This window comes from Pseudomonas sp. CM27, from assembly GCF_013179515.1.
In the GTDB taxonomy this organism is placed as follows: domain Bacteria; phylum Pseudomonadota; class Gammaproteobacteria; order Pseudomonadales; family Pseudomonadaceae; genus Aquipseudomonas.
This window is the reverse complement of sequence record NZ_JABMCN010000025.1, coordinates 15,879-31,793: the sequence shown is the minus strand read 5'-3', so window position 1 is coordinate 31,793 and position 15,915 is coordinate 15,879. Positions and strand designations below refer to the sequence as shown.

At 63.5% G+C, this 15,915-nt stretch carries 17 protein-coding genes; 11 read left to right on the top strand and 6 right to left on the bottom strand.

All coding sequences use genetic code 11. The features are described from left to right. Positions 1 to 46 precede the first annotated feature (46 nt). From HP547_RS05355 to greB, 4 genes are all read left to right on the top strand, one after another. Positions 47 to 1,453, top strand: a complete 1,407-nt coding sequence (locus tag HP547_RS05355) for a transglycosylase SLT domain-containing protein (RefSeq protein ID WP_172285677.1) — start codon at positions 47 to 49, stop codon at positions 1,451 to 1,453. A gap of 113 nt (positions 1,454 to 1,566) precedes the next feature. Next, positions 1,567 to 2,004, top strand: coding sequence for a DoxX family protein (locus HP547_RS05350; protein WP_172285676.1), 438 nt, complete (start codon positions 1,567 to 1,569; stop codon positions 2,002 to 2,004). Positions 2,005 to 2,254: 250 nt separating this feature from the next. Next, complete coding sequence (locus tag HP547_RS05345) at positions 2,255 to 2,563, top strand: hypothetical protein (RefSeq protein ID WP_172220740.1); 309 nt, start codon at positions 2,255 to 2,257, stop codon at positions 2,561 to 2,563. Positions 2,564 to 2,574: 11 nt separating this feature from the next. Beyond that, entirely contained in the window at positions 2,575 to 3,048 is a 474-nt protein-coding gene (greB, locus tag HP547_RS05340) for a transcription elongation factor GreB (protein WP_172220743.1), read from the top strand. A gap of 44 nt (positions 3,049 to 3,092) precedes the next feature. On the opposite strand, the gene HP547_RS05335 is transcribed toward greB, so the two are convergent. After that, on the bottom strand, positions 3,093 to 5,600 hold the full coding sequence (locus tag HP547_RS05335; protein WP_172285675.1) for an ABC transporter permease: 2,508 nt from the start codon (positions 5,598 to 5,600) through the stop codon (positions 3,093 to 3,095). Then, complete coding sequence (locus tag HP547_RS05330) at positions 5,600 to 6,283, bottom strand: ABC transporter ATP-binding protein (RefSeq protein ID WP_172285674.1); 684 nt, start codon at positions 6,281 to 6,283, stop codon at positions 5,600 to 5,602. Before HP547_RS05330 ends, HP547_RS05335 begins: the two co-directional genes overlap by 1 nt. A 10-nt stretch (positions 6,284 to 6,293) precedes the next feature. Between HP547_RS05330 and HP547_RS05325 the strand changes: the two genes are divergently transcribed. The 3 genes from HP547_RS05325 to HP547_RS05315 all read left to right on the top strand — a co-directional run bounded on the left by HP547_RS05325 (position 6,294) and on the right by HP547_RS05315 (position 8,339). After that, on the top strand, positions 6,294 to 6,899 hold the full coding sequence (locus HP547_RS05325; protein ID WP_172231727.1) for an arylesterase: 606 nt from the start codon (positions 6,294 to 6,296) through the stop codon (positions 6,897 to 6,899). Between the two features lie 58 nt (positions 6,900 to 6,957). Further along, the gene (locus HP547_RS05320) at positions 6,958 to 7,248 is read left to right on the top strand and encodes a hypothetical protein (protein ID WP_172231730.1); all 291 of its coding nucleotides are present in this window, start codon (positions 6,958 to 6,960) and stop codon (positions 7,246 to 7,248) included. A 113-nt stretch (positions 7,249 to 7,361) separates the two neighbouring features. Continuing rightward, complete coding sequence (locus HP547_RS05315; protein WP_172285673.1) at positions 7,362 to 8,339, top strand: L,D-transpeptidase family protein; 978 nt, start codon at positions 7,362 to 7,364, stop codon at positions 8,337 to 8,339. A gap of 133 nt (positions 8,340 to 8,472) precedes the next feature. On the opposite strand, the gene oprI is transcribed toward HP547_RS05315, so the two are convergent. Continuing rightward, positions 8,473 to 8,724 (bottom strand): outer membrane lipoprotei OprI, encoded by a 252-nt coding sequence (oprI, locus tag HP547_RS05310; RefSeq protein ID WP_003259780.1) that lies wholly within the window; start codon positions 8,722 to 8,724, stop codon positions 8,473 to 8,475. A 506-nt stretch (positions 8,725 to 9,230) separates the two neighbouring features. On the opposite strand from oprI, the gene HP547_RS05305 reads away from it, so the two are divergent. Then, entirely contained in the window at positions 9,231 to 9,512 is a 282-nt protein-coding gene (locus HP547_RS05305) for a GNAT family N-acetyltransferase (protein ID WP_016500542.1), read from the top strand. Positions 9,513 to 9,570: 58 nt separating this feature from the next. Here the strand turns inward: HP547_RS05305 and HP547_RS05300 are convergent, their stop codons facing one another. After that, the gene (locus tag HP547_RS05300; protein WP_172285672.1) at positions 9,571 to 10,647 is read right to left on the bottom strand and encodes a 3-deoxy-7-phosphoheptulonate synthase; all 1,077 of its coding nucleotides are present in this window, start codon (positions 10,645 to 10,647) and stop codon (positions 9,571 to 9,573) included. A 232-nt stretch (positions 10,648 to 10,879) separates the two neighbouring features. Between HP547_RS05300 and HP547_RS05295 the strand changes: the two genes are divergently transcribed. From HP547_RS05295 to cysB, 3 genes are all read left to right on the top strand, one after another. Further along, positions 10,880 to 11,827 (top strand): putative 2-dehydropantoate 2-reductase, encoded by a 948-nt coding sequence (locus HP547_RS05295; RefSeq protein WP_172233424.1) that lies wholly within the window; start codon positions 10,880 to 10,882, stop codon positions 11,825 to 11,827. 127 nt (positions 11,828 to 11,954) lie between these two features. Next, entirely contained in the window at positions 11,955 to 12,452 is a 498-nt protein-coding gene (locus HP547_RS05290) for a universal stress protein (RefSeq protein WP_172233833.1), read from the top strand. A gap of 128 nt (positions 12,453 to 12,580) precedes the next feature. Beyond that, complete coding sequence (gene cysB, locus HP547_RS05285; protein WP_016485905.1) at positions 12,581 to 13,555, top strand: HTH-type transcriptional regulator CysB; 975 nt, start codon at positions 12,581 to 12,583, stop codon at positions 13,553 to 13,555. 39 nt (positions 13,556 to 13,594) lie between these two features. On the opposite strand, the gene HP547_RS05280 is transcribed toward cysB, so the two are convergent. Both HP547_RS05280 and pabB read right to left on the bottom strand, forming a co-directional pair. Further along, complete coding sequence (locus HP547_RS05280) at positions 13,595 to 14,329, bottom strand: phosphoadenylyl-sulfate reductase (RefSeq protein ID WP_172233260.1); 735 nt, start codon at positions 14,327 to 14,329, stop codon at positions 13,595 to 13,597. 79 nt (positions 14,330 to 14,408) lie between these two features. After that, a complete protein-coding gene (gene pabB, locus HP547_RS05275; RefSeq protein ID WP_172285671.1) occupies positions 14,409 to 15,752 on the bottom strand; it encodes an aminodeoxychorismate synthase component I in 1,344 nt (447 codons plus the stop codon). Between the last annotated feature and the right edge of the window lie 163 nt (positions 15,753 to 15,915).

The window sequence follows — 15,915 nt, the reverse complement described above, 5'->3', positions numbered from 1 at the left end:
GGTGCAAACCATGGATGCTGCCCACCGACCACGGACACGTTCCCCCATGCTGCGATGCTGGCTCATCTTGCTGCTCACGCTCGGGCTGGCCCTGACCGGTCCGGCCTATGCGCGCTTGCCAGGGCCGCAGCAGAACATTCCGCCTGCCAAGGTCCGTGACCTGCAACAGATCCGCACCAGCAAGGTGCTGCGGGTGCTGGTCAATCAGAGCCGCAACAGCTCGGGCGAGGTCAAGGGCGAGCCGGTGGGTGTCGAGTACTATCGCCTGCGCGCACTGGAACATTACCTGAACGCCCGCGCCGAGGATGGCCAGCATATCCAGCTGAAACTCATTCCGCGGGCCAAGGAGCAGTTGCTGGGCGCCTTGCAACGGGGCGAGGGTGACCTGGCTGCGCCAGGCGAGCTGCTCGACCCCAGCGTGGTGCGCGGCGTCAGCAGCACTGCGCCGATACTCGACCAGGTGCCGTTGATGCTGGTGGGGCGTAAAGGTGAACGTAGCTTCAGCAAGGTTGAACAGCTGTCCGGGCGTACCGTGGCCCTGACCAGCGCCAGCGCCGCCGGCCCGCTGATCCAGCAGGTCAACCAGCAGCTGGCGCTGCGCAAGCGTGCGCCGATCAAGGTGGAGTGGGTGGACTCGACGCTGGCAGTAGAGGATGTGCTGGAGATGGTGCAGGCCGGCATCTATCACCTGACTGTGGTCGAGCAGCCGATCGCCCGGCGCTGGGCGCGGGTCATGCCGCGCCTGCGCCTGGACAGCCGCGTGCACCTTGGGGCGCCGCAGGCCATGCGCTGGTATGTGGGAAAAGATGCGCCGCAATTGCTCGCCAGCGTTGATCGCTTCCTCAAGGGCTATCGTGCGCCGGACAATCAGGACGCTGCATTCGAGCGCATCTACCGCCGCCAGTATCGGGTGCACAACCCTTTGGCCAGCAAGGACCGCCAGCGCTTGGCCTCGGTGCGGGCGGTGCTGCAGAAGCATGGCGCGGCGCAGCAGATCGACTGGCTCAACCTGGCTGCGCTGGCCTTCAAGGAGTCGACGCTCAACCCTGCTGCGCGCGGCAGGGGTGGGGCCCATGGCCTGATGCAGATCACCCCGTCTGCAGCCCAGCGCGTGGGCGTGAGCAACACCGCCACGGTAGATGGCAATGTCCATGCCAGCGCCCGCTACCTGGCCCTGATCCGACGCAAGTTCTTTGCCAGCCCCAGGATCAACGAGCGTGAGCGCATGGCCTTTGTGCTGGCGGCCTACAACCTTGGCCCTGAGCGCGTTCAGGCCATGCGCGCCGAAGCGCGGCGGCGCGGCCTCAACGGTAACCAGTGGTTCTTCCAGACCGAGCGCGTTGCCATGGAGCAGGTGGGCATGGGACCGGTCAATTTCGTCAACAGCGTCAACAAGTACTTCTTGGCGTTCAATCGCGAGCGCGCCGTGCTGGAGCGCGTAGCGAGGCGCTGACAAATCGATTTATTCGATTCTTATGTTAGATATTTCGCGATTTTCATATCTGACTAATCGATTATCATGGCGTCCATTCCAACACAGACTCTCCGTTTCAAGGACGCTTCGACATGAACAACGCTACCCTCAACGCCCTTTTCTCTACCCGTGCTGGCGCCGGCCTCAGTTTTATCCGCATCCTGGTTGGCCTGATCTTCATGGCGCATGGTGCACAAAAGCTGTTCGGCCTGTTCGGGGGCTACGGCCTGGAAGGCACCGGCCAGTGGATGGAAAGCATTGGCCTGGCCCCGGGCTACCTGATGGCGCTGCTGTCTGGCAGTGCCGAATTCTTCGGCGGCGTGGCTCTGGTGATCGGTTTGCTGGCGCGCCCGGCGGCCCTGGCCCTGAGTGTCACCCTGGTGGTGGCGATTTTCTCCGTGCACATCGGCAATGGCCTGTTCATGTCCAACAATGGCTATGAATTCGCCCTGGCCCTGCTGGCCGGCACCGTCGCGGTCATGATCGAAGGGGCAGGGCGCTTCTCGCTGGACCGCCTGATCGCCCGTTGATGAGCTGCAAGTCATAGCTGCAAGCCCCAAGCGAGAGCTGGCCGCGTGTTGCCCGCTCTTGCTTTGTGCTTGCAGCTTGTAGCTTGCAACTTGCAGCTCCTCGCTCTAGCATACCGCCTGCGCCGATTTAAACAGCTACTTGCGGGGCGCAGGATGGCCCTCCCAAGGTCTCCGAAATACCGCTAAAGCGCTGGTTCGGTGACGCCTCCCACCGCTGCCCAGCGGGATTCGCGAGGCGGAGAGAAGCACCATGAGTTGCCCACGTACCAGTGTCTGTTTGAGCCCTTTGCCTGCCAGCCAGGCGTCCCGCACACCGCGCATCCTGCTCGGCGGCCAGCATCAGCCCACCCTTTTGCGTCACCTCGAAGGTCTGTCCCGGCGCAAGGGCCAGGCGCGTGCATTCCTGATCCAGTTCGCCGATGCCTGCTGCCACCTTGCGCAGTACGGCAATGACCGTTTTGACCTGGCGGTGATCCAGGCCCCGGCGCCGGAGGTGGCCGCCGATGTCATCGGTCATCTGACCCGCATTGCGCGCCAAGGCCTGATTACCCGCCCCTGAGGAGCGCGCCGTTGAGCACCAATATCATCACCACCGCAGGCCATGAGGCGCTGAAGAAAGAGCTGGACCACCTGTGGCGGGTGTATCGCCCGGAAATCACCCAGAAGGTCGCCTGGGCGGCGTCGCTGGGTGATCGCAGCGAGAACGCCGACTACCAGTACAACAAGAAGCTGCTGCGCGAAATCGACCGCCGGGTACGTTACTTGCGCAAGCGTCTCGAGGACGTGAAGGTGGTTGCCTATTCGCCGCAGCAGGAGGGCAAGGTGTTTTTCGGTGCCTGGGTAGAGATCGAGAACGACGAGGGCGATACCAAGAAGTTTCGCATCGTCGGCTATGACGAGATTCACGGGCGCAACGACTACATCTCGATCGACTCGCCCATGGCCCGTGCCTTGCTGAAGAAGGCGGAGGGCGATGAGGTGGTGGTGCAGACGCCTACCGGAGAAGCAACCTGGTATGTGAGCGGCGTCAGTTACGATCAGTGAATTGATGCCGCCTGTGCCGGCCTCTTCGCCGGCACAGGCAGCCCTCAACTTTCCCGCAACACCGCCAGCGGGCTGGCATTCAGCGCCCGTCGCGTGCCCAGCACCCCCGCACCACCCACCAGCAGCGCTCCTGCCAATGGCAGTACCAGCAACCACGGATGTGGGGTCCATTGCAGGTCGAAGGCATAGCGGTACAGCACCAGGGTAATCAGCTCACAGCCCACGGCAGCCAACAGTCCGCTGGCCGCGCCCAGCAAACCGAACTCGATACGCCTGGCCTTGACCAGCAATGGCCGTGCCGCCCCCAGCGCGCGCAACAGTGCGCCCTGGCGAATGCGTTCGTCCAGCGTTGCCTGGAGGCCGGCGAACAGCACCGCCAGCCCGGCCGCCAGCACGAACAGCAATACGTATTCGACGGCCAACGTCACCTGGACGAGGATGCTGCGCAACTGATCGAGCAGCGCATCCACTTGCAGAATGGTCACCGCCGGGAACGCCCGCGACAGCGCCACCACGTCCACGTCATGCCCCGGCGCCAGGTAGAAGCTGGTCAGGTAGGTGGTCGGCAGCCCCTGCAGCGTGCCGGGCTGGAAAATCATGTAGAAGTTCGGCTGGAAGCTGTCCCAGTGCACGCTGCGCAGGCTGCTGACCCGTGCCTGGCGTTGCTGGCCGCCGATGTCGAAAGTCAGCACGTCACCCAGCTGGACTTCAAGGCTGCGGGCCAGCTCCGCCTCTACCGACACACCGGGAGTCTCCTCGCCTGATGGCAGCGCCTGCCACCAGTTGCCGGCGGTGAGGGCGTTGCCAGCCGGCAGCTCGGCGGCCCAGGTCAGGCTGAGGTCGCGCTGCACCGCCCGCTCGCCCGCCGAATCCTTGCTGACCAGCTGTTGCACCGGTTGATCGTTGATTTGCACCAGGCGGCCGGGGGTTACCGGGTACAAGGGGGCGGAGGCGGCGTTGACCTGGTGCAGGCGCTGGGCAAACGGCTCGCGGTCATCCGGCAGAATGTTCAGGGCGAAGTGGTTGGGCGCATCCTTGGGTAGTTGCGCTTGCCAGGTGTCCAGCAGTTCGGCGCGCAGCAGGGCGACCAGTGCCATGGCCAGCAGGATCAGCCCGAAGGCCAGGGCCTGGCCGGCGGCGGCCGTAGGGTGGCGTAGCAGTTGGCCTAGCCCCAGGCGCCAGGCCAGTGGGGCGCCGGCCAACAGCTGGCGCAGGCTGCGCAAGCCGAGCAGCAGCAGCCCGCCGAGCAGCAGCGCGGCGACCAGGCCACCCCCCAGCAGGGCGAAGGTGAGCAGCAGATCAAGGCTCAGGCGCCACATGATCAGGCCCAGGGCAAACAGGGCGGCGCCATACACCACCCAGCTGCTGGGCGGAATTGGCAGCAGGTCGCGGCGCAGCACCCGCAGCGGTGGTACTTGCCCCAGTGCGGCAATGGGCGGCAAGGCGAAGCCGGCCAGCGCCACCAGCCCGGTACCGATACCGGCCAGGGCGGGGACGATGCCGCCAGCGGGTATCTCGCTGGGCAGCAGGCCGTGCAACAGGCGGAACAGGCCCAGCTGGGCCAGCCAGCCGAGCAGGGCGCCGGCCAGCGCTGCGACCAGCCCGAGCATGGCCAGTTGAAGGCAGTACAGGCCCAGCGCCTGGCGACGCGAGAGGCCCAGGCAGCGCAGCAGAGCGCTGGCGTCCAGGCGGCGTGCAGCATAACGGCTGGCCGACAAGGCCACGGCGACCCCGGCCAGCAGCACGGCCACCAGGCTGGCCATGTTCAGGTAGCGTTCGGCTTTGCCCAAGGCTCCGCCAATCTGCTGGTTGCCATCGCGGGTGTCACGCAGGCGCTGGTTGGCGGCGAGGTCTTTTTCCACGGCCTGGCGGTACCTGGCCAGCGCCTCGGTATCGCCGCGCCACAGGTCACGGTAGGTAACCCGGCTGCCCGGCTGGATAACGCCGGTGGCCTCCAGGTCAGCCAGGTTCATCATCACCCGTGGGGTAAGGCTGTAGAAATTGTTGGCACGGTCCGGTTCGTAGGTCAGCACGCGGCTCATGCGCAGGGTCTTCAGGCCCACGTCGATGCTGTCACCTACCGACAGCCCCAGTGCCGCCAGCAGGCGCGGTTCGACCCATGCCTCGCCCGGTGCCGGGCCGCCGCCTGGGGTTTCCTCGGCGTAGGGAGCCGGCGCGCTGCGCACTTGCCCGCGCAATGGGTAGGCGCCATCCGCCGCCTTGACGCTGGACAGCTGGATGCCATTGTCACCGCCCACAACGCTGGTGAACTCGACCACCTGGGCGTGGCGCAAGCCAAGCGCCTTGCCGGCATCAAGCTGCTGTTCGCGAGCTGCAGCGCTGCCCTGCAGCACCAGGTCGGCGCCGAGGAACTCGCTGGCGCGCAGCTGCATGGCGCCATTGAGGCGGGCGCCGAAATAGCCGATCGCGGTGCTGGCCGCCACCGCGACCAGCAAGGCGAAGAACAGCACGCGCACTTCGCTGGCGCGAATGTCGCGCAGCAACTGGCGCAGCGCCAGGCCGCACAGGCGGGACAGTGGCATGTGCTTCATCAGGCCACCACCGGCGCCACAAGGCGGCCTGCGTCCAGGCGAATCTGGCGCCGGCAGCGCCGGGCCAGGCGTTCATCGTGGGTGACCAGTACCAGGGTGGTGCCGCGCTCCTTGTTCAGCTCGAACAGCAAATCGCTGATGCGCTCACCGGTGTGGCTGTCGAGGTTGCCGGTGGGTTCGTCGGCGAACAGCACCGCTGGCTGCGCGGCGAAGGCGCGGGCGATGGCCACCCGCTGCTGTTCGCCCCCCGACAGCTGGCGCGGCGTGTGGCTCAGGCGCTGGCCCAGGCCGACGCGTTCGAGCAGGGTGCGGGCGTGTTCGCGGGCGTCGCGGCGGCCGTCCAGCTCCAGTGGCAGCATGACGTTTTCAAGTGCATTGAGGCTGTCGAGCAGCTGGAACGACTGGAACACGAAGCCGACATGTTCGGCGCGTACGCGGGCGCGCTGGTCTTCATCCAGCGGCCCCAGTTCGTGGCCGGCCAGGATGACCTTGCCGGCGCTGGGCTGGTCGAGGCCGGCGAGCAGGCCAAGCAGGGTCGACTTGCCTGAGCCCGACGCACCGACGATGGCCAGGCTGTCGCCCTGGGCCAGGTCGAGCGAGAGCGCATGAAGGATGGTCAGGTCACCTTCCGCGCTGGGGACCACTTTGCTAAGGTGCTGCGCAACGAGAATGCTGGGGCCCATGGAGAATCCGATGCGAGTGTGGTGGTTGAGTGCCGGTCTGGCCTTGTATTGCCTGGCCCAGAGCGCGGTGGCGGGAACACTGCTGGTTGTGGGCGATAGTATCAGCGCCGGTTTTGGCCTGGATACCCGCCAGGGCTGGGTCTCTCTGTTGCAGACCCGGCTGCGCGATGAAGGTTTCGATGAAAAAGTGGTCAATGCCTCGATCAGCGGCGACACCAGCGCAGGTGGCCAGGCGCGGTTGCCGGCGCTGCTTGCAGCGCATAAACCAAGCCTGGTAGTGCTGGAACTGGGCGGCAACGATGGGCTGCGCGGGCAGCCGCCCGCGCAATTGCAACAAAATCTTGCCTCGATGATTGAAAGCGCGCGCCAGGCCGGCGCCAAGGTAGTGTTGCTGGGCATGCGCCTGCCGCCCAATTACGGGGTGCGCTATACCACGGCGTTTGCCAAGGTGTATGAGCAGCTGGCAGCGGACAAGCAGGTGCCCCTGGTGCCGTTTTTCCTGGAAGGCGTGGGCGGCGTGCCGGAATTGATGCAGGCCGATGGTATCCATCCGGCCCAGGGTGCCCAGCAGCGCTTGCTGGAAAATGCCTGGCCGGCGATAAAACCCTTGCTGTGACGCTTTTAACGAGGGCGGCTTTCGGATAATGTTGCGCCCCCCGTTTCGAGTGCCCCCGATGCCGCGCCCTGCCTGGTCCCTGTTTGCCTACCAACTGATCGAGCCCGACGAGCAGCTCGACCTGTTCGCCTGCCAGGAAATCCGCGTTCACCTGGTGGCCCGTCAGCTTGAGCTGGGTGTGCCTGTCGACCGTACCTTGTGCGGTGGCCTGCTGCCAGCGCAGCCGCGCTGGTCGGGGGTGTCACGCTCGATCTATCGCGATGGCCGCCTGTGTGACCTGTGCCGTGCCATCCTCGATGCTCAACGACGCGGCATGCGCCCGGTCTGGCCAGAGCTGCACGGCAACTGAACGACAGGCACCTTTCATCATCTGAAACGCTTGCAATGCGCCAATGCCTCCCGCTTGCATCGGTGCGGGTGTACAATCGATCCTCTTGACCCACCTTTCGAAGGATTTACCGGATGTTGCCGCGCTTTCCTGCCGTCACCCGTAGCCTGTCCCTGGCCGCTCTGCTGGTAGCGGGCCCCGCTGCTGCGCTGGAGCTGCCACTGCCACCGCCCGGTGAAGACATCGTCGGCCAGGTGCAGGTGATCAAGGCGAAGTACGAAGATACCTTCGCCGACATCGGCACTGCCAACGACCTTGGCTACCTGGAAATGATCGCCGCCAACCCTGGGGTCGACCCCTGGCTGCCAGGCGCGGGCACCGAAATCATCCTGCCGACCCGCTACGTCCTGCCTCCGGGGCCACGTGAAGGCGTGGTCATCAACCTGGCCGAGTACCGCCTGTACTACTACCCGAAAGGGCAGAACGTGGTGCATACCTTCCCGCTGGGCATTGGGCGCGAGGGTTGGGGTTCGCCGATCGCCAATACCAAGATTACCGCGAAGACCCCGAACCCTACCTGGACGCCGCCTGCGTCGATCCGTGCCGAGCACGCCGCAGAGGGTGACATCCTGCCGACCGTGGTGCCGGCCGGCCCGGACAACCCGCTGGGGCCGTTCAAGTTCACCCTGGGCGTGCCGGGCTACCTGATCCATGGCTCGAACAAGAAGTTCGGCATTGGCATGCGTACCAGCCACGGTTGCTTCCGCATGCTCAACAACAACGTTCTGGAACTGTCGAAGATGGTGCCGGTCGGTACGCCGGTGCGCATCATCAACGAGCCGTACAAGTTCGGCATCAGCGCTGGCAAGGTCTATCTGGAAGCGCACACGCCGCTGGATGACCAGGGCAACCCGTCGGTGGTCGACAAGCACACCGCTGTTATCAACGCCTTGCTCAAGCGCGAAGACCTGGCCAATAACCTGCGCATGAACTGGGACATGGTGCGTGACGTGGTGGCTGCAGAAGACGGCATGCCAGTCGAGATTGCCGTGCCGGTGGAAAACCAGGGTGGCGCGCCGATGGTTTCGAGCATCCCGGCAGAACTGCAGTAAGGTTTTTTGCGACACATCCGGGCCTGCCTTAGTGCAGGCCTTTTCGTATCTGGCCGGTGCATCCGGGTGTTGCGCAGGCAATAAAAAAGCCGACCCACAAGTGGGTCGGCTTCATAACAATCCGTGAGGATTATTACTTGCGGCTGGCTTTGTCCAGCATACGCAGAGCGCGCTCGTTGGCTTCGTCAGCGGTCTGCTGAGCCTTCTGAGCGGCAGCCAGTGCGTCGTCAGCCTTACGGTAGGCTTCGTCTGCACGAGCTTGAGCGCGAGCTGCTGCGTCTTCAGTCGCAGTCAGACGAGCTTCGGTTTCTTTGGATACGCTGCTGCAACCGGTAGCCAGAACTGCGGCCAGAGCCAGAGCAGAGAATTTCAGAACGTTGTTCATCGTGTTCCCCTTCAAGGACTTTCTATTAAATAGCCATCTCTCGGAAAAGAGAAACTGGCCGGCGTACATAGTACCCATTACTTGTAGTAAGTAAACTGACTCAGCGCAAGAACTGCAAAAAAAATGTTGCTTGACGTCGCGCCGACAAGATTTGCTACTCCGCTGTGAAAAAATCGTGCAGGGTTCGCAAGCGCTTGTAGTACAGAAACTTTTTTGTTGAACTAAGGGTGACTTTAACTGTCCTTCAGCGTCTTAAGCCCTACAACATCCGGCGGCTGTTGCGCGCGCAGGGAAGATCAGTGCTGATGGCGTTTTCGCCATTTTTAAGCGCTGCCACCTTGAGCAATCACGCTTGCGGCGCCTACTATCTTGTCAGTGCCGCAGATCCGAACCATTGCAATCGTTGAGTGGTCGAAGGGGCAACAGGTGGCGTAGAGGATTCTGTGCCGGATAAATCACCATCGGTTAAGGTATGGGTCTGCCGAGAAGACCTGCGAGGAGTAGTGATGAGCGAAGCGCTGACCATCCACCATGACCAGGCCGGTCATCAGTTCGAGACCACCGTGGACGGTCATCGTGCCTATCTGACGTATATGGATCTGGGCAAGCAGACGCTGGATATCTATCGCACCTTCGTGCCCAATGCCTTGCGCGGCCGCGGAATCGCTGCCGCATTGACCGAGCGGGCGCTGGAATACGCCGAGCAGATGGGTTACACGGTGATCCCGTCATGCTCCTATGTAGAGCGCTACATGGAGCGCCAGCAGCGGCATTCGAGCAAGGCTTGAATCGGTAATTCCGGATTTGAAATAAAAAGCGGGGCCGCGTTGCGGCCCCGCTTTTTATTCAGCCGCGTTTACGCTGCGGCAGCACATCCTTGAGCTTGGCATGCATGCTGCGCAGGGTCTTTTCGGTCGCGGACCAGTCGATGCACGAGTCGGTGATGGAAACACCGTACTGCAGTTCGTTCAAGTCTTTCGGAATCGACTGGCAGCCCCAGTTCAGGTGGCTCTCGACCATCAGGCCGATGATCGACTGGTTGCCTTCGAGGATCTGGTTGGCAACGTTCTCCATCACCAGCGGTTGCAACGCCGGATCCTTGTTGGAGTTGGCGTGGCTGCAATCGACCATGATGTTGGCCTTGATTTTGGCCTTGGCCAGGTCCTGTTCGCACAGGGCGACGCTGACCGAGTCGTAGTTCGGCTTGCCGTTACCGCCGCGCAATACCACGTGGCCGTACGGGTTGCCTTTGGTGGTGACGATCGACACGCCGCCTTCCTGGTTGATACCCAGGAAGCGGTGCGGTTTGGAAACCGACTGCAGGGCGTTGATGGCAACGGTCAGGCCGCCGTCGGTGCCGTTCTTGAAGCCGACCGCCGAGGACAGGCCCGAGGCCATCTCGCGGTGGGTTTGCGATTCGGTGGTGCGGGCGCCGATCGCCGACCAACTGATCAGGTCTTGCAGGTATTGCGGGGAAATCGGGTCGAGCGCCTCGGTGGCGGTCGGCAGGCCCATCTCGGCCAGGTCCAGCAGCAGCTGGCGACCAATGTGCAGGCCATCCTGGATCTTGAAGGAGTCATCCAGGTACGGGTCGTTGATCAGGCCTTTCCAGCCAACGGTGGTGCGCGGCTTTTCAAAATACACACGCATGACCAGGTACAGCGTATCGGACACTTCTGCGGCCAGCACCTTCAGGCGCTCGGCGTATTCGTGGGCAGCCTTGATGTCGTGGATGGAGCAGGGGCCGACCACGACGAACAGGCGATGGTCCTTGCCGTCGAGGATATTGCGCACCACTTCACGGCCGGCAGTCACGGTCTGCAGGGCCTTGGCGCTGAGGGGGATTTCCTTCTTGAGCTGATCGGGGGTGATCAGGGTCTCGTTGGAGGCAACGTTCAAGTCATCGATCGGTAAATCAGCCATCGTGTTACTCGTCAGGTCACGGGTGCCGGCCGCCAACTATCCCCGTGCGGCCCAGCAGCAAGAATAATCGCAGCGGGGAGCAGAACCTTAGCGCGTTACAGGTGGCGCGACAATGGGCTTTGCCCCGTCAGCGTGGGGTTTTTCCCTGATGGCGCGGGTTTGCCACGCATGGGCTGCCCAGCACTGCGCAACCTGTGTAAAAAGGGGGCTGACTTTATACCTGGAGATCGGCATGCATCTGCACGCACCGCGCATCGGCATCATCGGCAGTGGCGCAATCGGCGGCTTTTATGGGTTGATGCTGGCTCGGGCCGGCTTCGATGTGCATTTTCTGTTGCGCAGCGATTACCAGGCCGTTCGTGAGCACGGGCTGGCCGTGGACAGTGCGGTGCACGGTGCGCTGCAGATGAAGGTGCAGGCCTATGCCGATGCCACCGACATGCCGCCCTGCGACTGGTTGCTGATCGGTGCAAAGGCCACCAGCAATGACCAGCTGGCACCGTTGATCGTGCAAGCGGCTGCGCCTGGCGCCAAGGTGCTGCTGTTGCAGAATGGCCTGGGCGTTGAAGAGCAACTGCGCCCGGCCCTGCGCAGCGACATGCACCTGCTCGGTGGCCTGTGCTTTATCTGTGTCAACCGGCAGGCGCCCGGCGTAATCCGCCACCAGGCCTTGGGTGCAATCAACCTGGGCTATCACAGTGGGCCGGCCGCTGATGGCGGTGCTGCGCTGGTCAGCGCAGGCGCGGGATTGTTCCAGGCGGCGGGCATCGACTCGCAGGCAATGCCGAACCTGGCCCTGGCACGCTGGCAGAAACTGGTGTGGAACGTGCCCTACAACGGGCTGTCGGTGCTGCTCGGTGCCAGCACCACGCCGCTTATGGCCGACAGGCATAGCCGCGCTTTGATCCAGGCGTTGATGGCCGAGGTGGTACTTGGCGCGGCGGCGTGTGGCCATGCATTGCCCGAGGGCTATGCCGAGCACCTGTTCCAGGTGACCGAGCGTATGCCCGACTACTGGCCAAGCATGTACCACGACCATGTCTGCAAGCGCCCGCTGGAACTGCAGGCCATCTATGCCGAGCCGCTGGCCCGGGCGCGGGCTGCAGGTTGCAGCTTGCCGCGCATTGAGATGCTGTACCAGGCGCTGGCCTTCATCGATAACGCTGCGCAGCCCCGTTGAGGGCGGCGTCGGGCTCGCCGGGGTGGCGCTGCAGCCCGCGTCCGCAGTGCGCCGGACGGGCAGGCGTGGGGCTGGCGCGCTGCTAAGCTGAAGCTTGCTCTGCCGCAGCGGCAGTCGAGGAGGTCGAATGATTCGCTCCATGCTGTACGCCACCGACCTCGGTGTCTACGCCCCTTTTGTCATGCAGCACGCGCTGGCGCTGGCGCGTACTTTCAATGCCGAGTTGTATGTGATCCATGCGGTGGAACCGATGGGCCAGTTCGCCGAATCCCTCCTGCAAAGTTACCTCGATGAACAGACCCTCGACCAGTTGCACAGCCAGGGGGTGAACACGGTGATGGCCAATATCGAGCAGCGCGTGCTGGAAAACTTTCGTGAAGAGCTGGGTGAGGAGGCTGACCTGGCGGTGATCAAGGCGGTGCGGGTACGCCAGGGCGACCCGGCACAGGTGATCCTCGACCAGGCGCAGCGGTTGAGTGTGGACCTGCTGATTTTCGGTAGCCACAGCGCCGGCGCCGGGGTGGATGTGCCGCTGGGGCGTACGGCGGTGAGGCTGCTCCAGTTGTCGACGGTGCCGGTGTACATGGTGCCGTTGGCGCAGCATTTAGGACGTAGGAAAACATGAAGATGGCCGTAGGCCATTTGTGGCGGTATGTAACAAAATAGTTCTAGATTTATTTCCAGAACCACTAATATAGTTATATATCGTCGCTGCCTGCTGCCGCGGACTCATCGCTGAACCGAGGGGAATCTATGAAGCTTCAACAACTGCGCTACATCTGGGAAGTGGCGCACCATGACCTCAACGTCTCCGCGACGGCGCAAAGCCTGTACACCTCCCAGCCAGGGATCAGCAAGCAGATCCGCCTGCTCGAAGACGAGCTGGGTGTCGAAGTTTTTGCCCGCAGCGGCAAGCACCTGACCCGCGTCACGCCGGCCGGTGAGCGCATCATCAATACCGCTGGCGAAATCCTGCGCAAGGTCGAGAGCATCAAGCAGATCGCCCAGGAATTTTCCAACGAGAAGAAGGGCACGCTGTCCATCGCCACCACCCACACCCAGGCGCGCTATGCCTTGCCGCCGGTGATCAGCAGCTTTATCAAGCAGTACCCGGAAGTGTCCTTGCACATGCACCAGGGCTCGCCGATGCAGATTGCCGAGATGGCCGCAGACGGCACCGTCGACTTCGCCATCGCCACCGAGGCGCTGGAGCTGTTCGGCGACCTGATCATGATGCCCTGCTACAAGTGGAACCGTTGCGTGGTGGTGCCGCAAGGTCACCCGCTGGCCAAGCTACCGAAGCTGACCCTGGAAGCGGTCGCCGAATACCCGATCGTGACCTACGTCTTCGGTTTCACCGGTCGCTCGAAGCTGGACGAAGCCTTCAACCACCGCGGCCTGACGCCGAAAGTGGTGTTTACGGCGGCGGATGCCGACGTGATCAAGACCTACGTACGCCTCGGGCTGGGCGTGGGTATCGTTGCCGGCATGGCCGTCGACGCCAAGCTCGACAATGATCTGGTGGCCCTGGATGCCAGCGAGCTGTTCGAGGCCAGCATCACCAAGATCGGCTTCCGCCGTGGTACCTTCCTGCGTGGTTTCATGTGCGACTTCATCGAGAAGTTCGCCCCGCACCTGACCCGTGAAGTAATGGCCAAGGCTATCCAGTGCCACAACAAGCAGGAACTGGAAGAGTTGTTCGCAGGTGTCGAACTGCCGGTGCACTGATTCAGAATCGCAGGGGGGCGCGCAGCGCCCCCGACAATTTCAGGCCTTGCTGATCAGGTTGCCCGCGTGCAACCCGCATTCCTTCTGCGTAGATTCTTCCCACCACCAGCGGCCCTCGCGCTCATGCTGGTTCGGCAGTACCGGCCGGGTGCATGGCTCGCAGCCAATGCTGATAAAGCCGCGCTCATGCAGGCTGTTGTAGGGCAGCTCCAGCATCCGGATATAACCCCACACCTCTGCACTGGTCATCTGCGCCAGTGGGTTGAACTTGTACAAGGTCCGTTCAGGCGTGGAGAACGCACTGTCGATTTCCAGTGCTGCCACCTGGCTGCGGGTGCCCGGGCTCTGGTCGCGGCGCTGGCCGGTGGCCCAGGCACTCACGGTGGACAGCTTGCGGCGCAGCGGCTCGATCTTGCGGATGCCGCAGCACTCGCCATGGCCATCCTTGTAGAAGCTGAACAGGCCTTTTTCCTTGACGAACGGATCAAGCTTGGCGCGGTCGGGGCTGAGGATTTCGATGGGCAGGTTGTACTGCTCGCGCACCTGATCGATGAACCGGTAGGTCTCCGGGTGCAGGCGGCCGGTGTCAAGGCTGAACACCTTGACCTGCTTGTTCAGCTTCCAGGCCATGTCCACCAGCACCACATCCTCGGCGCCGCTGAAGGAAATCCACAAGTCATCGCCAAAGTGCTCGAAGGCGAGCTTGAGGATGTCCTGCGGGGACTTGTTGGCATAGGTCGCGGCCAGGGCGGCGACGTCGAAGGGTAGGCTCATCAGGCGGTTTCCATCTTGGCTGTGGCGCTGTGCGCTCGTAGTGGGGTGATGGTAACAAAAAAACGCGGGCCAGACGGACTCACAGGCCCTGCAGCGTCTGCATCAGCACCCGTACCTTGGCGATCGATTCTTCATACTCGGCCTGCCACTCGGAGTCGGCCACTACTGCACCGCCACCCCAACAGCTGACCTGCCCGTCCTTGACCAGCAGGCTGCGAATGGCAATCGAGCTGTCCATTTCGCCACGCACGTCCACATACAGCAGCGAGCCGCAGTACAGCGCTCGGCGCGCAGGCTCCAGCTGGTCGATGATCTGCATGGCGCGGATCTTCGGCGCACCGGTGATCGAGCCGCCGGGGAAGCTATCGCCGATCAGGTCCAGGGCGTCCTTGTCGCGGGCCAGCCGGCCGGTGATGCTGCTGACCAGGTGGTGCACATTGGGGTAGCTTTCCAGGCTGAACAGCTCTGGTACCTTCACCGAGCCGATCTCGCAGGTACGCCCAAGGTCGTTGCGCAGCAGGTCGACGATCATCAGGTTTTCCGAGCGGTCCTTGGGGCTGCGTAGCAGCTCCCGGGCATTGCGGGTGTCTTCCCCCGGGTCGCTGGCGCGCGGGCGGGTGCCCTTGATCGGCCGGGTTTCCACCTGGCCCTGGCTGACGCGGATGAAACGCTCGGGAGAAAAGCTCAGCAAGGCGCTGCCGTCGGCCAGTTGCTGGTAGCCCGAGAACGGCGTAGGGCAGGCGTGGCGCAGTGCCTTGTAGGCCTGCCACGGGTCGCCCTGGCAGCGGGCGCGAAAGCGCTGGGTAAGGTTGATCTGATAGCAGTCGCCAGCCTCGATGTAGCGTTGTACCTGGTCGAATGCAGCCTTGTACTGCTCGGGCTGCAGGTCGCCCGCCATCGGGGCGAGCAGCCGGAAGGCGCCGCTCTGCGTCTGGTCGCTGGCTTGGAACAGATTGATCAGGCGGTCGCGTTCTTCACTTGCCAGGCTTGGATGGAACACCAGTTGGCTGGTGCCGTACAGGTGGTCGCTGACCAGCGCCCAGGCATACAGCCCCAACTGTGCGTCCGGCAGGCCGAGGTCGTCCACGGCCAGGCTTGGCAACTGCTCCAGGCGGCGGCCGAAGTCGTAGCTCAGGTAGCCGATCAGGCCGCCGGCGAACGGTAGTTCGCAGCCTTCGGGCAGTTGCGCGTGGCCCAGTTGCGCCAGGCAGGCGCGCAGGCGCTGGAGAAAAACGCGGCCACTTTCATCGGGTTGCGCTTGCAGTTGTTGCAGCGGCCAGGCGCTGAGCAGGTCGAAGCGGCCGCGCTCGGCGCCGGGGCGGGCGCTGTCGAGCAGGATCGCGCCGGGGGCCTGGCGCAGGCGAGCGAAATAGGCGGCAGGGTCGGGCTGGTAGGGCAGGGGGTAGAGCGTACAGGTCGGCATCAGTGTGGACGGCGATGTAAAAGCGAGGAGGGCGATTGTAGACCTGTGCAGGAAAAGCGCCTAGCACTGGGCGCGACATTCAGCATTGTGTTTGCCCCAAGGGGCCGCTGTGCGGCCCATCGCCGGGAAGCCAGCTCCACTGGTGCGGCGGAGCTCTCAGGGG